General features: G+C 67.1%; 13 protein-coding genes. 7 read left to right on the forward strand and 6 right to left on the reverse strand.

Annotation, left to right across the window (positions count from 1 at the left end; translation table 11 throughout):
* The first annotated feature begins 71 nt into the window (after nt 1-71).
* The 3 genes from AC5RUF_RS11585 to AC5RUF_RS11595 all read left to right on the forward strand — a co-directional run bounded on the left by AC5RUF_RS11585 (nt 72) and on the right by AC5RUF_RS11595 (nt 3,482).
* Nucleotides 72-1,235: an NRAMP family divalent metal transporter gene (locus AC5RUF_RS11585; protein ID WP_494130698.1), complete on the forward strand. Its 1,164-nt coding sequence runs from the start codon at nt 72-74 to the stop codon at nt 1,233-1,235.
* Nucleotides 1,236-1,394: 159 nt separating this feature from the next.
* Nucleotides 1,395-2,612 (forward strand): NRAMP family divalent metal transporter, encoded by a 1,218-nt coding sequence (locus tag AC5RUF_RS11590; protein WP_494130661.1) that lies wholly within the window; start codon nt 1,395-1,397, stop codon nt 2,610-2,612.
* Nucleotides 2,613-2,642: 30 nt separating this feature from the next.
* Nucleotides 2,643-3,482: a putative hydro-lyase gene (locus AC5RUF_RS11595; RefSeq protein ID WP_494130662.1), complete on the forward strand. Its 840-nt coding sequence runs from the start codon at nt 2,643-2,645 to the stop codon at nt 3,480-3,482.
* 49 nt (nt 3,483-3,531) lie between these two features.
* On the opposite strand, the gene AC5RUF_RS11600 is transcribed toward AC5RUF_RS11595, so the two are convergent.
* From AC5RUF_RS11600 to AC5RUF_RS11625, 6 genes are all read right to left on the reverse strand, one after another.
* Entirely contained in the window at nt 3,532-4,197 is a 666-nt protein-coding gene (locus AC5RUF_RS11600) for a GntR family transcriptional regulator (RefSeq protein WP_494130663.1), read from the reverse strand.
* 70 nt (nt 4,198-4,267) lie between these two features.
* Entirely contained in the window at nt 4,268-6,010 is a 1,743-nt protein-coding gene (locus AC5RUF_RS11605) for an acetyl/propionyl/methylcrotonyl-CoA carboxylase subunit alpha (protein ID WP_494130664.1), read from the reverse strand.
* On the reverse strand, nt 6,007-7,938 hold the full coding sequence (locus tag AC5RUF_RS11610; RefSeq protein WP_494130665.1) for a 5-oxoprolinase subunit B/C family protein: 1,932 nt from the start codon (nt 7,936-7,938) through the stop codon (nt 6,007-6,009). The genes AC5RUF_RS11605 and AC5RUF_RS11610 overlap by 4 nt, the downstream gene beginning before the upstream one ends.
* Nucleotides 7,935-8,693: a LamB/YcsF family protein gene (locus AC5RUF_RS11615; protein ID WP_493996602.1), complete on the reverse strand. Its 759-nt coding sequence runs from the start codon at nt 8,691-8,693 to the stop codon at nt 7,935-7,937. Before AC5RUF_RS11615 ends, AC5RUF_RS11610 begins: the two co-directional genes overlap by 4 nt.
* A gap of 243 nt (nt 8,694-8,936) precedes the next feature.
* Nucleotides 8,937-9,551, reverse strand: a complete 615-nt coding sequence (locus AC5RUF_RS11620) for a hypothetical protein (RefSeq protein ID WP_494130666.1) — start codon at nt 9,549-9,551, stop codon at nt 8,937-8,939.
* Nucleotides 9,552-9,636: 85 nt separating this feature from the next.
* A complete protein-coding gene (locus tag AC5RUF_RS11625) occupies nt 9,637-10,776 on the reverse strand; it encodes a thermonuclease family protein (protein ID WP_494130667.1) in 1,140 nt (379 codons plus the stop codon).
* A 428-nt stretch (nt 10,777-11,204) separates the two neighbouring features.
* Here AC5RUF_RS11625 and AC5RUF_RS11630 point away from each other — a divergent pair, with 428 nt between their 5' ends.
* The 4 genes from AC5RUF_RS11630 to mmsB all read left to right on the forward strand — a co-directional run bounded on the left by AC5RUF_RS11630 (nt 11,205) and on the right by mmsB (nt 15,985).
* Complete coding sequence (locus tag AC5RUF_RS11630) at nt 11,205-11,600, forward strand: hypothetical protein (protein WP_493996599.1); 396 nt, start codon at nt 11,205-11,207, stop codon at nt 11,598-11,600.
* Between the two features lie 444 nt (nt 11,601-12,044).
* Complete coding sequence (gene chvE, locus AC5RUF_RS11635) at nt 12,045-13,160, forward strand: multiple monosaccharide ABC transporter substrate-binding protein (RefSeq protein ID WP_493996598.1); 1,116 nt, start codon at nt 12,045-12,047, stop codon at nt 13,158-13,160.
* A gap of 81 nt (nt 13,161-13,241) precedes the next feature.
* The gene (gene mmsA / locus AC5RUF_RS11640) at nt 13,242-14,789 is read left to right on the forward strand and encodes a multiple monosaccharide ABC transporter ATP-binding protein (RefSeq protein ID WP_493996597.1); all 1,548 of its coding nucleotides are present in this window, start codon (nt 13,242-13,244) and stop codon (nt 14,787-14,789) included.
* Nucleotides 14,786-15,985: a multiple monosaccharide ABC transporter permease gene (mmsB, locus tag AC5RUF_RS11645; protein WP_493996596.1), complete on the forward strand. Its 1,200-nt coding sequence runs from the start codon at nt 14,786-14,788 to the stop codon at nt 15,983-15,985. The genes mmsA and mmsB overlap by 4 nt, the downstream gene beginning before the upstream one ends.
* The last annotated feature ends 15 nt before the right edge of the window (nt 15,986-16,000 follow it).

Here is a 16,000-nt window from a genome sequence, read left to right on the forward strand (position 1 = left end):
CCTCCGCGGCCGGGCCCGGCCGGACCGCCGGCAAGCGGGGACGCAAGCCCCCGGACCCGAAGCGCGCGGCCATTCTCGGGGCCATGTTCCTGATGGCCACCAGTGCCATCGGTCCGGGCTTCATCACGCAGACCACGGTCTTCACGGTCCAGCTGGGTGCCGCGTTCGCGTTCGCCATCCTGGTGTCGATCCTGGTGGACATGGCCGTGCAGCTGAACGTCTGGCGGATTATCGGCATCTCCGGCCTGCGGGCACAGGTCCTGGGCAACAAGGTCCTGCCCGGTGCCGGACTGGTGCTGGCCATCCTGGTTTTCGTTGGCGGACTGGTGTTCAACGTCGGCAACGTGGCCGGGACAGGGTTGGGCCTGAATGCCATGCTCGGCCTGGATCCGCGGATCGGTGCCGGGATTTCCGCCGTGCTGGCCATCCTGATCTTCCTGTCCAAGCGGGCAGGTTTGGCGCTGGACCGGGTGGTGGTGGTCCTCGGGGCCCTGATGATCCTGCTGATGCTGTACGTGGCGATCATCGCCGGCCCGCCGGTGGGCAGCGCCCTGAAGAACGCGGTGCTGCCGGACCGGGTGGATTTCCTGGCCATCACCACGCTGATCGGCGGCACGGTGGGCGGCTACATCACCTACGCCGGAGCCCACCGCATGGTCGATTCAGGCAACTCCGGGTTGGACAACATCCGCCCGATCACCCGGGCCGCGCTGCTGGGCGTGATTGTCACCGGCGTGATGCGTGTGCTGCTGTTCCTGGCCGTCCTGGGCGTGGTGGCCGGAGGGGCCGTGCTGACCGGCGGCAACCTGGCAGCCAACGCCTTCCAGGTCGCCGCCGGCGAAATCGGCATCCGGCTGTTCGGCATCGTCTTCTGGGCGGCGGCACTGACCTCCGTCATCGGCGCCTCCTACACCTCGGTGTCCTTTATTACCCGGCTCACCACCAGCACCCGCACCCGGAACCTGCTCACGGTCGCCTTCATTGCCGTGTGTGCCGCCGCCTATCTGCTCGCCGGGCAGCCGCCGCAGACCCTGCTGGTTTTCGCGGGTGCCTTCAACGGGCTGATCCTCCCGTTGGGCTTCGCCGTCCTGCTGTGGGCAGCCTGGCGGCGAAACGACCTGCTCTCCGGCTACCGGTATCCGCGCTGGCTGCTGGGCGTTGGCGTGCTTGCCTGGCTGCTGACGCTGTATCTGGGCTGGAACTCCCTTGCCGGGCTGGCCGCTCTGTGGGGGTAGTCCGGGTAGTACCGGGGATGTCCGGGTAGTTTCCTCCGGTTAAGTCCGCGTTAACAATCGCCGGATCGTTCAACAAAACGCTTGTGGATTGTTGAACAACCTCTAGACTGCTGGAAGCCCTTGTGGCGACCCCCACATCCTCCAGCGATCGGAATCACCATGGACAGCACAGCCACCAAGGTAAAGGTCAGGCCCAACGCCAAACGTACGGCCTTGCTCGGTGCCATGTTCCTGATGGCCACCAGCGCCATCGGACCCGGCTTCATCACCCAGACCACCGTCTTCACCGTCCAGCTGGGCGCCGCCTTTGCCTTCGCCATCCTGGTCTCGATCCTGGTGGACATTGCCGTCCAGCTGAACGTCTGGCGGATCATCGGCGTTTCCGGGCTGCGCGCCCAGGTGCTGGGTAACAAGGTGCTCCCTGGCGCCGGCTGGGTGCTCGCCGGTCTCGTCTTCGTGGGCGGGCTGGTCTTCAACATCGGCAACATTGCCGGCACCGGGCTGGGGCTCAACGCCATGCTGGGCCTGGACACCAAGATCGGCGGCGCCATCTCGGCCGCCGTGGCCATCTTCATCTTCCTCTCGAAGAAGGCCGGCCTTGCCCTGGACCGGATTGTCGTGGCCCTGGGCGCCATCATGATCCTGCTGATGATTTATGTAGCCGTCAGCGCCGCCCCGCCCGTGGGCGAGGCGCTGAAGAACACCGTGCTGCCCGAACAGGTGGACTTCCTGACCATCACCACCCTGATCGGCGGCACCGTGGGCGGCTACATCACCTACGCCGGTGCCCACCGCCTGCTGGATTCCGGGACCACGGGCCCCGGATACGTCAAGGACATCACCAAGGTCTCGATGCTGGGCATCATTGTCACCGGCGTGATGCGCGCACTGCTGTTCCTGGCCATCCTGGGTGTGGTTGCCGGCGGAGTCACCCTGGCGGGCAACAACCTGGCGGCGGATGCCTTCCAGCACGCCGCGGGCGAAATCGGACTGCGGATGTTCGGCATTGTGTTCTGGGCCGCCGCCCTGACCTCGGTGATCGGTGCCGCCTACACCTCGGTGTCCTTCATTACGACGCCGGCCACAAAGGACCGCACCCGCAGCTGGATCACCGTCGCCTTCATTGCCTTCTGCACCGCGGCCTACCTGCTGGTGGGCCAGGCACCGCAGACCCTGCTGGTGTTTGCCGGCGCCTTCAACGGGTTGATTCTCCCGCTGGGCTTCGGCATCCTGCTTTGGGCGGCCTGGCGGCGCCGGGACCTGCTGCAGGGCTACGAGTACCCGAAGTGGCTGCTGGTCATCGGTGTGCTGGCCTGGGCACTGACCCTGTACCTGGGCTGGAACTCCCTCTCCGGCCTCGCCAAACTCTGGCAGTAACCGGGCCTCGCCCCGGAAAGGAAAACCGACATGGAGAACCCCACGCCCGACGTCGCCACCCTGGACCCCGCTTCAACGGCCCCCGCCACCCTGGACCCCGCCGCCCTGGATCCGGCCGCGGCGCGGGCCCTGTTCCGGGACGGACTGGTCACGCCCACGGCAGGCTGGTCCGCCGGCTACGCTCAGGCCAACCTGATCATCGTGCCCAAGGCGCAGGCCTTCGACGTCCTGCTTTTTGCCCAGCGCAACCCCAAACCGTGCCCCATCCTGGGGGTCCTCGACGCCGGGGAAACCGCCGGGCCGCTGCTGGCCGGCGGCGACATCCGCACCGACCTGCCCCGCTACACCGTGTATGAAAACGGCGTGAAGGTGGCCGAGCCCACGGACATCACCGGGTACTGGCGCGATGACCTGGTGACCTTCATTGTGGGCTGCAGCTTCACCTTCGAGGCGGCCCTGCAGGAGGGCGGCATCCGGATTGCGCACATCGACCAGGGCACCAACGTGCCGATGTACCGGACCTCCGTCCGGTGCGAGCCGGCCGGGACCATGTCCGGACCGCTGGTGGTCTCCATGCGTCCGGTGCCCGCCTCGCAGGTGGCCGACGCCGTGCGGATCACCGCCCGCTATCCGGCGGTGCACGGGGCGCCGGTGCATGTGGGCAATCCGGCCGAGATCGGCATAGCCGACCTGGGCCGGCCGGACTTCGGCGACCCGGTGGAGATTGCCGACGGCTATGTGCCGGTGTTCTGGGCCTGCGGCGTCACCCCGCAGGCGGCCGTGATGGAATCCAAACCCTCGCTGGCCATCGGCCACGCACCGGGCCACATGCTCATTACCGACGCCCGGGACAGCTCCTACCTGGTCTGAGGCCGGCAGGGCGGGCCGGCGGCACGGCTGCAGAACCGGGCCGGGCCGGCTATGCGCCGAGGTGCTCCAGCAGCTCTGCCTCGGCGGTATCCAAATAGGCCTGCAGCACCTTCGCAGCCTTGGCGCGCTTGCCCTGCCGCAGCAGTTCCACCAGTCGTGCGTTCTGCTCCACGTACGTGGAGTGGAAGTCCGGCTGGCTGCTCATGGCATGGAACACCAGCCGCATCTCGGCCAGCACCCGGCCCATCACCTGTTGCAGGTGGGCGCTGCCGGACATCGCCACCACGGCTTCATGGAAGGCCTGGTTTGCGGCTGCCATTTCGGGAACCGCGCCGCGCGCTTTGGCGTCACGGGCGCGGGCAATGACCGCGTCCAGCCGCTCCAGATCCAGGTCCGGCCCCCACAGCACAGCGGAGGGCTCCAACATCCGACGCACCCGGTAAATCTCCCGCACATTGTCCGCCCCGGGGGAGGCAACGAACACTCCGCGGTTGGGGAAACGGGTTACGGCCCCTTCGATGCTGAGCATAGTGAACGCCTCGCGCAGCGTATTGCGCGAGACCTGCAGGGACGCGGCCAGCTGCTGTTCGGAGAGCTTGGTGCCGGGCAGCAGCTCGCCGGCGGCAATGCTGCCGCGCAGCACATCGGCCACCCAGACGGTGGTGTTGGCATGGTCGGCGCGCTCGGTGGTGACATCCCCCAGGTTCACAGGCATCTCCCTAATCTAGCCGCAGTGCAGGGTAAACGAAGGCCCGGCCGCAGGGGGACGGCCGGGCCTCCGGGTCTTAGGCGCCGATGCTTCCCAGGGAGTCCTGGCGGGCGACGGCGGTGCCCGGTTCCAGCGCGGCGCGGGCGAACGTGCCGGCACGGTGGGCGCGGACGGTGGTTTCCATCTTCATCGCCTCCAGCACGGCCACCGGATCACCCTCGGCCAGCTGCGCGCCGTCGTCGGCCACCCACTTCACCAGGTTCCCGGCCATCGGCGAGGCCAGGACACTTTCGTCGGCGGCACCGGCTGCAACCTCCGGCGCGGCAGTCGTTCCAGCATTGCCGCCGACCCGCAGCGCGTTGAGCAGTGCAGCCGGCACGCCCAGCTCAACGGCCCGGCCGTCGACGTCGATGGTCACCGTTTCGCGTTCGGCCCCGGGCAGGGAGGCGGCGATTTCCGGCGAGGCCGCCAGCGGTTCGGCGAACTCGGACTCGATCCAGGTGGTGTAGACCCCCAGCTCGTCCGTGCGGCTGAAGGCTTCGCTGCGCACCACGGCCCGGTGGAAGGGCACCACGGTGGGTACCCCGCGGATCACCAGTTCATCCAGGGCGGCGCGGGCACGGCGCAGTGCCTGCGGCCGGTCCTCGCCCCACACGATCAGCTTCGCCATCAGCGAGTCATACTCGGCGGGCACCACGGACCCGGACCGCACGCCCGAATCCATCCGGATGCCGGGGCCGGTGGGCGGTTCGAAGGCCTCCACCGGGCCGGGACCGGGCAGGAAGCCGCGGGCGGGATCCTCGGCGTTGAGCCGGAATTCGAACGCGTGTCCGTGCGGCACCGGGTCCTCCGTGAAAGAGAGCGGCAGGCCGTCGGCAATCCGGAACTGCTCGCGGACGAGGTCCACGCCGGCGGTTTCCTCCGTGACGGGGTGTTCCACCTGCAGCCGGGTATTCACTTCCAGGAAACTGATCAGCCCGTCGGGGGAGACCAGGTATTCCACCGTGCCGGCACCGGTGTAGCCGGCTTCGCGGCAGATGGCCTTGGCGGAGGCGTGGATGGTGGCCCGCTGCTCGTCCGTGAGGAACGGTGCCGGGGCCTCTTCCACGAGTTTCTGGTTCCGGCGCTGCAGCGAGCAGTCGCGGGTGCCGACGACGACGACGTTGCCGTGCGTATCGGCCAGCACCTGGGCCTCCACGTGCCGGGGTTTGTCCAGGAACCGTTCGGCGAAGCACTCACCGCGGCCGAAGGCGGATACGGCCTCGCGGACTGCGGACTCAAAGGCGTCCTCCACGTCTTCGAGCCGGCGGGCAATCTTCATGCCGCGTCCGCCGCCGCCGAAGGCCGCCTTGATGGCCACGGGCAGGCCGTGTTCCTCGGCGAAGGCCCGGACCTGCTCGGCGTTTTCCGCCGGGCCCTCGGTGCCGGGGACCAGCGGTGCGCCGGCGCGGACGGCGATCTCCCGGGCCGTTACCTTGTTGCCCAGGTCGCGGATGGCCTGCGGTGACGGGCCGATCCAGGTGAGTCCGGCGTCGAGCACGGCCTGGGCAAACTCGGCGTTTTCGGACAGGAAGCCGTAGCCGGGGTGCACGGCGTCCGCGCCGGCCCGCCGGGCGGCGTCGATCAGTTTCGGAATGTTCAGGTAGGTGTCCGGGCTGGCGGAGCCGTGCAGCGGATACGCCTCGTCCGCCAGCCGGACGTGCAGGGCGTCGGCGTCGGGATCCGAGTAGACGGCGGCGGAGCCGATCCCGGCGTCGGCGCAGGCGCGGGCCACGCGCACGGCAATTTCGCCGCGGTTGGCGATCAGGACCTTCTTCATGGGGTTCCTTCCGTAAACAGCCCGGCGGTGTCCTCCGCGGAGAGCGGGGCCAGGGTGTCGGGGTTCGAGAAAACAAAGCGCACTGGATGTCCGGGCGGCAGCTGGGCGGCCACGGGCAGGTCCTGCGGCACCACCACGGCAATTACCGGGTAGCCGCCGGTGACCGGATGGTCGGCCAGGAACAGTACGGGCAGGCCCGACGGCGGCACCTGCAGCGAGCCGGCCACCACGCCTTCGCTGGGCAGCTCGCCGTCGCGGACGCGTGCCAGCGGGGCGGCTTCCGGGTCCTCCGGGTCGGTGGCCAGCCGCACGCCGATCCGGTTGGACTCGTTGGTGGTGAGCCAGGTGTGGTTGGTCAGGGCGCTGGCCGCATCCGGTCCGAACCAGTCCTGCCGGGGACCGGCCGTGACCCGGAGCAGGGTGGGGGTGCGGCCGTCGCCCAGGGTGCCCGGGGTGGTGCCCTCGGGCAGGGGAGTGGCTTCGGCGGTTCCGACCGGGGCTGAGCCGGACACCGCGCCGACGGGGAGAATCGTGCCGGCCTCCAGCGGTGCCGGCCCGATGCCACTCATCGTGTCGGTGCTGCGGCTGCCCAGGACAGGGTCCACGGCCAGGCCGCCGCGCACGGCAACGTAGCTGCGGACGCCGCGGTACGGGGTGCCGATGGTCAGGGTTTCACCGTCCAGCAGGGCAAACGGGGTATTTCCCGGTGCCGGCCGGTCCCGGTCGCCTCCGGGGGAGACGACGGCGGCCGGGGCCTCCGCGCCGGACAGGGTCAGGACAGTGTCCCCGTGGGCGGTCAGTTCCATGCCGCCAAAGAGGTTTTCGATCACGGCGGCATCCGCAGGATTGCCGGCCAGCCGGTTCGCCTGCCGGGCGGAACGGGTGTCCGCGGCACCGGCGACGGAGACGCCGAGGTCTGCATAACCGGGGCGGCCTAAGTCCTGGATCAGGGACTGGAGGCCGGGCGCTGTCACCTCGAGGGACGCGTGGTTGCCTTGGGCCCCATCCTCACCTTGGGTGGGCTGGATAGTCCCATCGTCCCTTAGCGTTCCGGATCCACCCTCCTCCTCGCAAGCTCGGAGAGGGGACCCTGATCCGTCTCTGCCTCCTCGTTCCTCACTCGGCGATGCGGGACTCACGGGACTATCCAGCCCTGTCTCGGTCGGCGATGCGGGGCTTACGGAACTCCCCAACCCGTCCTCCGAGGCCTCGGGGTCGGCGTGCGCTGGGCCTTCGGTTGCCGTGGTCGGAGACTCGGCCTGAGAACTAGGAGTGGTGGTGATGAGTTCGCGGACGGATTGGAAGATGACCTGATCGCCAGGACGGATGAGTGCCGGAGATTCGCGGGACAAGTCCCATAACGGGGCGTTGGTGCGGCCGATCAATTGCCAGCCGCCGGGGGACGTGCGGGGGTAGACCGCCGAATAGTCGCCGGCCAGGGCCACGGAACCGGCCGGGACGGCCTTGCGGGGCGTGCTGCGGCGCGGAACGTTCAGGGCGGGGTCACCGCCGACGAGGTAGGCAAAGCCGGGGGCGAAGCCGCCGAACCCGGCGGTCCACGGGGTGCCGGTGTGCACCCGAACCACCGCCTCTTCGGACAGACCGGTGAGCCGGGCGACCTCGGCGAGGTCCTCGCCGTCGTACACCGTGTCGATGGTGACCGTGCGGGCGTCCGGCAGATCGGCGTGGGAGAAGTCCAAGTTCTCGAGAAGTGCGGCAGCGGCGACCGTTTCCCGGCGGCCGTCGAACCGGACCAGCACGGTCCCGGCAGCGGCCAGCGCATCGATCTGGCCGGGCAGCGGGGAGGCCTGCAGCTGGGCGTGGAGGGCGACGACGTCGGCCAGGGAGCCGAGCTCGACCAGCAGCGCCCGGGTGCCGGCGGGACGGATGGAACCGATCCGCGGTCCGTCGGTATGCGAGGGGCTCACACGAAGCTCTGGATGGTGACGCCGGCGTTTTCAAGTCCGGCGCGGACGGCACGGGCCATGGCCACGGCGCCGGGGGTATCGCCGTGCACGCAGATGGATTCGGCGGACATCGGGATTTCGGTGCCGTCGACGGCGGTGATGGTGCCCTGGGTGGCCAGGCGGACCATGTTGGCGGTGACCTGATCGGCGTCGTGAATCACCGCGTTGGCTTCGCGGCGGGACACCAGGGTGCCGTCGGGGTTGTAGTTGCGGTCGGCGAAGGCTTCGGTGACGCCGCGCAGGCCGGCGTCGCGTGCGACGTCGAGGGCTACGGCGCCGGGCAGCAGCAGGACCGGCAGATCCTTGTCGAAGGTGCGGACGGCGTCGATCACGGCCTTGGCGTGCACCTCGTGGCGGACGATGGTGTTGTACAGCGCGCCGTGCGGCTTCACGTAGCGGATTTCCGAGCCGGCGGCCCGGGCCATGGCCTGCAGGGCGCCGAGCTGGTAGAGCACGTCGTCGAACAGTTCCGTGTAGGAGCAGTCCAGGAACCGCCGGCCGAACCCGGCCAGGTCGCGGTACGCGGGGTGCGCCCCGATGGTGACGCCGGCGGCCACGGCGTCGCGGCAGGTCTGCGCAATGGTGGACGGATCCCCGGCATGGAAGCCGCAGGCCACGTTGGCGCTGGAGACGGATTCGAAGACGGCGGCGTCGTCGCCCATCTTCCAGTTGCCGAAGGACTCGCCCACGTCGCTGTTCAGGTCAATGACGGTCATGGTCCTGCCTCCTGCTTCTGATGCAATGTGTTCCTACAGTGTGCCCGGTCACGTCCGATTGTTCAACAATCTGAGCCGTTGTTTCGTGTGCGAACGGGGTGCCGGAGCGGACAACGGGGACGTTCATAGTGCAGTTGATGCTGGTCCGTCAGGCAACAGGAAGCAATAACTGCACTATGAACAGACGGGGACCGCTGCCGTTATCCGTTCGGTTGGGTTGCAGGAACGCGCAGACCGTAGGGGTTACTTAGTGCCGTATTCCCATTCCCAGCCGGTGGTTCCTCCCCACGAATAGGCCACAGTTCCGGTCGTATCGGGAACGTCCAGAAGAACCTTGCCAACAACTTTTTCTCCGGCGCCGATATCGGTCGGCATCTTCTCCATTTCTGACATGCAGTTGTCCGCAGCCGAGGAGTACACCGTGTTTACGGTAGTGCCATTAGGGGCAAAACCTTTCCAATGGAAGGGATGGAAAGACACTCCCGTCATACCGCTGTTGCCGAACTCCGGTTCGGGCGCGGTGGCGGCTTCAATGGTGAGAGCGAGAACATGGCCGTTCACACTTTCTGACGGGTAGGTGCTCGTGCAGGCGGGGTCTACTTCGATGTTGGTGACGGTAAAGCTCAGGGCCCAATCATTGCTGCCCTCCTCAAGGCGGACGCCTGCCGGTTCCCCAATCTGCTTGATGATATTGCCCCGGGAGCTGCGTGTGGGTTCCGGCTTTGCGGTTTCAACTTCCTTCGTCGCCGGTTCAACTGACGGAGTCGGCGGCGTGGCTACCGGGTCGGAGCCACTGCAGGACGTCAAGGCAAGGACGACGAACGCCAAGGAGGCAAAGGCTGGGTTTTTCTTTTTCATGTGGTTCTTTCGGTGCGCAGAGCAGCTGGCCGGACATTGTCCGGCTCGCTGCTCCAGTGATCGGTTAGCGACAGGTAAGCAGGATTTAGCAGGGACGCCAGGACTTGCCACCGGGCGCGTAGCACCGGGGACCGGTGTACCCCGGGTACGGGTTGCTCTGCACGGGAGGTGCCGGGGGAACGTACTGCTGCTGTGCCCTCCGGTTGGCTTCCGCCTGGGCCGCGGCAACGCGGTTGGCCTCCGCCTGGGCTGCCGCAATGCGGTTAGCCTCGGCCTGATCTGCGGCAATCCGGTTGGCTTCGGCCTGGGCAGCTTCGGCTGCCACCCGCTGGGCTTCGGCTTCGGCTGCAACGCGGGCTGCCTCGTCCTCCGCCGCCTGGCGCTGGCCCTGCAACGTGACCAGCTGCTCGTGCTGGGTGTGCACGGTGGTCTTGGCCGCTGCGGCCCGGGCCTTCAACGAGGCCCGCTCCGCCTCCGACAATGCCTTCCACATCAGGGAATCGCCGGTCTTCAGTGCCTTTTCCACCGCGTCGGCAGTCTCATCCACCGTCCGAACCAGGGCATAAACTGCCGTTGCCGCGGCCGCAGCCTCATCGGCCGTGGATCCGCTCTCCGCGGCGGACTGGGCTGCCGCCTGTTCCAGGGTGGCCACCATGGCAGGCACAGTGCAGTCAACGGTGGTGCTGTAAAGTCCCACCTTCCGCTCCCGCGCTTCCTGGTACGCCTCGTCCACTGGCGGGCGGAACTTCACGTTCTTCCCGTATGTGACAGGGAAGCCCAGGCCTGCGCGGGCCACCTCGGCGTTCATCAGCCGGTCCTTGGCGTCATACACGCCGGCAAGGGTGCGGCCGTAGCGGTCCTTGCGCTCGACGTCGTACTCCAGCTCCACGGTGCTGCCGGCCGGAAGTGCCTTCTTCAGGAACTCGGTGGCCTCCGGACCCAGGCACTGCACGGGCTCGTTGGGGTCCTTGGTCTCGGGGGTGTCCACGTTCAGCAGCCGGACGGTGACGTCCTCGTCGTCGAGGTCCACCACCAGGGTGTCGCCGTCGATCACCCGGATAACGGTCGCCTCGTCGCGGGGCTTGACCTCCGCGTCGGCTGCGGCCGGTTCCGAGCAGGACGAAACGGTTAGGACAACGACGGCGGCAGCGGCTACGGCTGCCGCCTTTCTTTTCAGTGCGGAGCAGTGAGCTCCGACGGTAGTGCGATACAAAATGTTCCCCATCTATAGAAATATCCGGAAGAACTATCGGCACATTCCGCGGATGGGGTAGCAGCCCGGCTGGAGGTGCGGCATCGTCCGAGCAGATAACGGGGTATTGGGGCCCGGGAAAGCCCTGGATGTGCTCAGTAGATGGGAAGCGGGCTCCGGAAAGCCCGGAAGGTGCTCAGTAGATGGGATTGAGCTACCGACCCGGTTCGACTGAGCAGATAACGGGGTATTGGGGCTCGGGAAAGCCCGGGAGGTGCTCAGTAGATGGGAAGCGGGCCCGCGCAGAGATTTGGGACACTAAGGGTGCTGTCTACGGGCATTGCGAGGCGTAAACCTGAAAGAATGGACAAACGCCGGCTCGGGGGAGTCCTGTTGCGGAGAAACCGCGGTGGATTACCCCTCCCGACGCATAGCCGTCAGTCTCACGCAGGAGCTTCCACATGTCATCCGAATCATCCGCACCCTCCGCCTTCGGTATTGCCGCGGACGCACGCGTCACCGCCTACGGCGCACACGGCCGCCCGGATCTGGCGGGCTTCGTGCCGGACACCGCGTTCCTGGCCGAGGACAGCGGACGGTTCCCGGCCGACGTCGTCCTGCTGTTTGTCTCCGCAGCCGCCGATCTGGCCCACGATCTGGCCACCGCCGCAGCCTCCGTGGAACCGGGCGGGGTGCTGTGGGTCTGCTATCCCACCGCCGAGGTGGACGGCGTGGCGCCGGACCTGAACCGGGACACTGTGGCTTCCCTGTTCGAGGCCAATGACTGGGAACCGGTGGGCGACGCCGTACTCAGCGATTCGTGGTCCGCGGTACGCGGCCGGCCGGCCGGAAAGTAGCCGGCGAACAGCAGGCCGGGCGGCGAACAGCCCGGCAAATAGCCGAGAAGCGGCTGGAAGCAGCCCGACAGGACCCCGGCGAACAGCCGGCAAGCAGCCGAGAGCAACCGGCAACCAGGCCGGGATAAGCCCAACCAAAAGCCCGGCCAGCAGCCCGGCAGGCACAGCCGGCAATCTGCGGGCCAGCACCCGGACGCCAGGCCGGGGATCGGCCCGGCTGAAACCTGCGGATCCCGCACAAATATCTGGCGGATTTCTCTTGCCGAATCCGGACCCGGGTGGATATGTTGTGTGCGCCTACAAATAGTTAATGGCTCAGACCGTTGACGGGGCGTTACAGCGTTGTATCCGCTCGATCCAGCCGCCGGCCCAGCCGGGCCGCCGCCGTTTCCCCGGCGGCAGCACCCGCAACCCGTCAGCCGGATCCTTTTCGAAGGTTTCAGCATGAGCAGAATCAAAAATGTCTCAGCTATCTTCCTGGCCTTGGGCCTCGCCAGCGGCATGGCGGCCTGCGCCCCGGCAGGAACATCGGGTGACGGGGAAGGCGAGGCGGCCTCCTGCAACGTGGGCATCTCCATGCCCACCCGCAGCCTGGAACGCTGGATCAATGACGGTGAGGGGCTGAAGGAGAAACTCGAGGCCAAGGACTGCACCGTGGACCTGCAGTACGCGGACAATAAGACCGACCAGCAGATCAGCCAGATCCAGAACCAGGTGGCCGGCGGCGCCGAGATCCTGGTGGTTGCGGCCATCGATGGTGAGACCCTCGGACCCACCCTGGAGGACGCCAAGGACCAGGACGTGCAGGTCATTGCCTATGACCGCCTGATCAACGGCACCGACGCCGTGGACTACTACGCCACCTTCGACAACTACAAGGTGGGGCAGCTCCAGGGCGAGTACATCGAAGAACAGCTGGGGCTGGCCGATGGCGAGGGCCCGTACAACCTCGAGCCGTTCGCCGGCAGCCCGGATGACAACAACGCCGCCTTCTTCTTTGCCGGAGCGTGGGACGTGCTGCTGCCCTACGTGGAGAAGGGCCAGCTGGTGGTTCCTTCCGGCAAGTCCCCGGCCAGCAATGACGATTGGACCTCCATCGGCATCCTCGGCTGGGAATCGGCTGATGCGCAGGCAGAAATGGATAACCGGCTGCAGTCCTTCTACACCGGGGATAAGAAGGTGGACGTGGTCCTGTCCCCGAATGACAGCCTCGCGCTGGGCATCGAGGCATCGCTGGACGCCGCCGGGTACCAGCCGGGCACGGACTGGCCCGTCATTACCGGGCAGGACGCCGACGTCGCCAACGTCAAGGCCATGCTGGGGGACATGCAGTCGATGACCGTGTGGAAGGACACCCGCCAGCTGGGCGACCAGGTGGAGACCATGGTCGACGCCATCGTGGCCGGGAACGAGGTGGAGGTCAATGACACCGAGACCTACGACAACGGGGTGAAGGTGGTCCCGACGTACATCTTGGAGCCCGTGGTGGTCACCAAGGACTCGGTCCAAAGCACGCTGGTGGACTCGGGCTTCCTGCAGGCCTCCGACGTCGGCCTCTGATCTCCCGTACGACGACGGCGGGGCGGGACGTGGCACCGTGCCCCGTCCCGCTGTCGTTCCCTGCAGCGAAGCGAGAACGCTATGAATGACGTCATCCTCTCCATGGACGGCATTGTGAAGGAGTTCAGCGGCGTCCGGGCCCTGGACGGGGTTTCGGTCAGCGTTGAGCGCGGCGAGGTCCATGCCATCTGCGGCGAAAACGGCGCCGGGAAATCCACCCTGATGAAGGTGCTCAGCGGAGTGTATCCGCACGGCAGTTTCCAAGGCGCCATCACCCTGGAAGGCAGGCCGGTCAGCTACGGCTCCATCAATGACAGCGAGCGCGACGGCGTGGTGATCATCCACCAGGAACTTGCCCTGAGCCCGTACCTGTCCATCGCGGAGAACATCTTCCTGGGCAATGAAGTGGCCCGCGGCGGAGTGATCGACTGGAATAAAACCAACCTGGAGGCCGCCAAGCTGCTGGAACGGGTGGGCCTGGAGGAGAACCCGGCCACCAAGATCGTGGAACTGGGCGTGGGCAAGCAGCAGCTGGTGGAAATCGCCAAGGCGCTGTCCAAGGAAGTGAAGATCCTCATCCTGGACGAGCCCACCGCCGCCCTGAACGACGACGACTCCGCGCACCTGCTCGGACTGATCGACCAGCTGCGCGGCCACGGCATCACAGCCATCATCATTTCCCACAAGCTGGGGGAGATCCGCGCCATTGCCGACAACGTCACGGTGATCCGTGACGGACGGACCATCGAGTCCTTCCCGGTGGAGGACACCGAGGAGATCGAGACGCGGATCATCCGCGCCATGGTCGGCCGGCCCCTGGACCGGCAGTTCCCGCCGCGCGAAGTGAAGATCGGTGCGGAGAAGTTCCGGGTGGAGGACTGGACGGTGCACCACCCGATCGACACCAACCGGGTGATCGTGGACCGTGCGTCCTTTAACGTGCGCGCCGGGGAAGTGGTCGGTTTCGCCGGCCTGATGGGTGCCGGGCGCACCGAACTGGCAATGAGCATCTTCGGGCGCTCCTATGGCACCGGCATCTCCGGCCGGGTCTTCAAGGACGGCAAGGAAATCCGCACCCACACCGTGGGGGAGGCCATCAGCAACGGACTGGCGTACGTCAGTGAGGACCGCAAGCGGTACGGGCTGAACCTGATTGGCAGCATCACCGTGAACGTCTCCGCCGCCGCGCTGGGCAAGCTGGCCCGGTTGGGGATCATCGACCGGAACCGGGAATACGGCGTGGCGGATGAGTACCGCAAGCGCATGAACATCCGTACCCCCACCGTTTCGGCGTTGGTGGAGAACCTCTCCGGCGGCAACCAGCAGAAGGTGGTGCTGAGCAAGTGGATCTACTCCGGGCCGGACGTCCTGATCCTGGATGAACCCACACGGGGGATCGACGTCGGCGCCAAGCTGGAAATCTACGGCATCATCAACGAACTGGCGGCCCAAGGCAAAGCCGTGATCGTCATCTCCAGCGAACTGCCCGAACTGATCGGGCTGTCGGACCGCATCTACACCATTGCCGAGGGGCGCCTCACTGCCGAAATCGGGCGGGCGGACGCCACCCAGGAAGAGCTGATGCGGCACATGACCGCTGACCGGACCCAAGGAGTGCAAGCGTCGTGACCACCACCACCCCCGAACAGGCGAAGTCTCCGCTGCCGCCGGAGCCCGCGGCACCGAAAAAACGGCGCCGGGTTGACCTGCGGCAGTACGGGATCCTCGCTGCCCTGGTTGTCATCATCCTGCTGTTCCAGATCCTGACCGGCGGACGGCTGCTCTATCCGGGCAACGTCAGCAACCTGATCCAGCAGAACGCCTATGTGCTGATCCTGGCCATTGGCATGGTCATGGTGATTATTGCCGGGCATATCGATCTGTCCGTCGGCTCCGTGGTGGCCACCGTCGGGGCCATTGCCGCCCTGGCCATGAACAACTGGGGCATGCCGTGGTGGGCTGCCGTGCTGCTGTCCCTGGTGGTGGGCGCCGTGATTGGGGCCTGGCAGGGTTTCTGGGTGGCATTTGTGGGGATACCTGCGTTTATCGTCACCCTGGCCGGCATGCTCGTGTTCCGCGGCGTCGCCCTGGTCCTGCTCACCGGGGGCACCATCAGCGGCCTGCCCCGACCGTATCGGGACATCGGCTCCGGGACCCTGCCCAACACCGGCACCCCCGACCTCATCACGCTGGGTATCGGTGTCCTGGCTTCCATCGCCCTCGTAGGGATGCAGCTCAAGAGCCGGGCGGACCTGCGCCGCCTTGACCTGCCGCGTGAGCGTACGGCGTCGTTCGTGTTCAAGAACGCCGTGGCCGTATTCGCCATCATGTACCTCTGCTACCTGCTGGCCTACAACCGCGGCATGCCGATCATCCTGATCATCCTCGCCGCGCTGGTGCTGGCGTACTCCTTCCTGCTTGGCCGTACCGTCTTTGGCCGACACATCTACGCCATGGGCGGGAACCTCAACGCGGCCATGATGTCCGGCGTGAAAACCCAGTGGGTGAACTTCTTTATCTTCGTGAACATGGGCTTCCTCTCCGGCCTGGCGGCAGTGGTCAGCACCGCCCGCGCCGGCAGCGCCGTGGCGGGCGCCGGTGCCGGCTTTGAGCTCGATGCCATTGCAGCGGTGTTCATCGGCGGCGCATCGGTGCAGGGCGGTGTGGGTACCGTGGTGGGCGCCGTGATCGGCGGCCTGGTGATGGGTGTGCTGAACCAGGGCCTGTCCATCCTCTCCGTGGATGCCGCCTGGCAGCAGATCATCAAGGGCATGGTGCTGCTGCTGGCCGTGGTGTTCGGCCTCAGCCGGCGGAAGACCCGGTAGGGCTTCGGCCGGGTG

This window comes from Arthrobacter sp. Y3224198, from assembly GCF_059090025.1.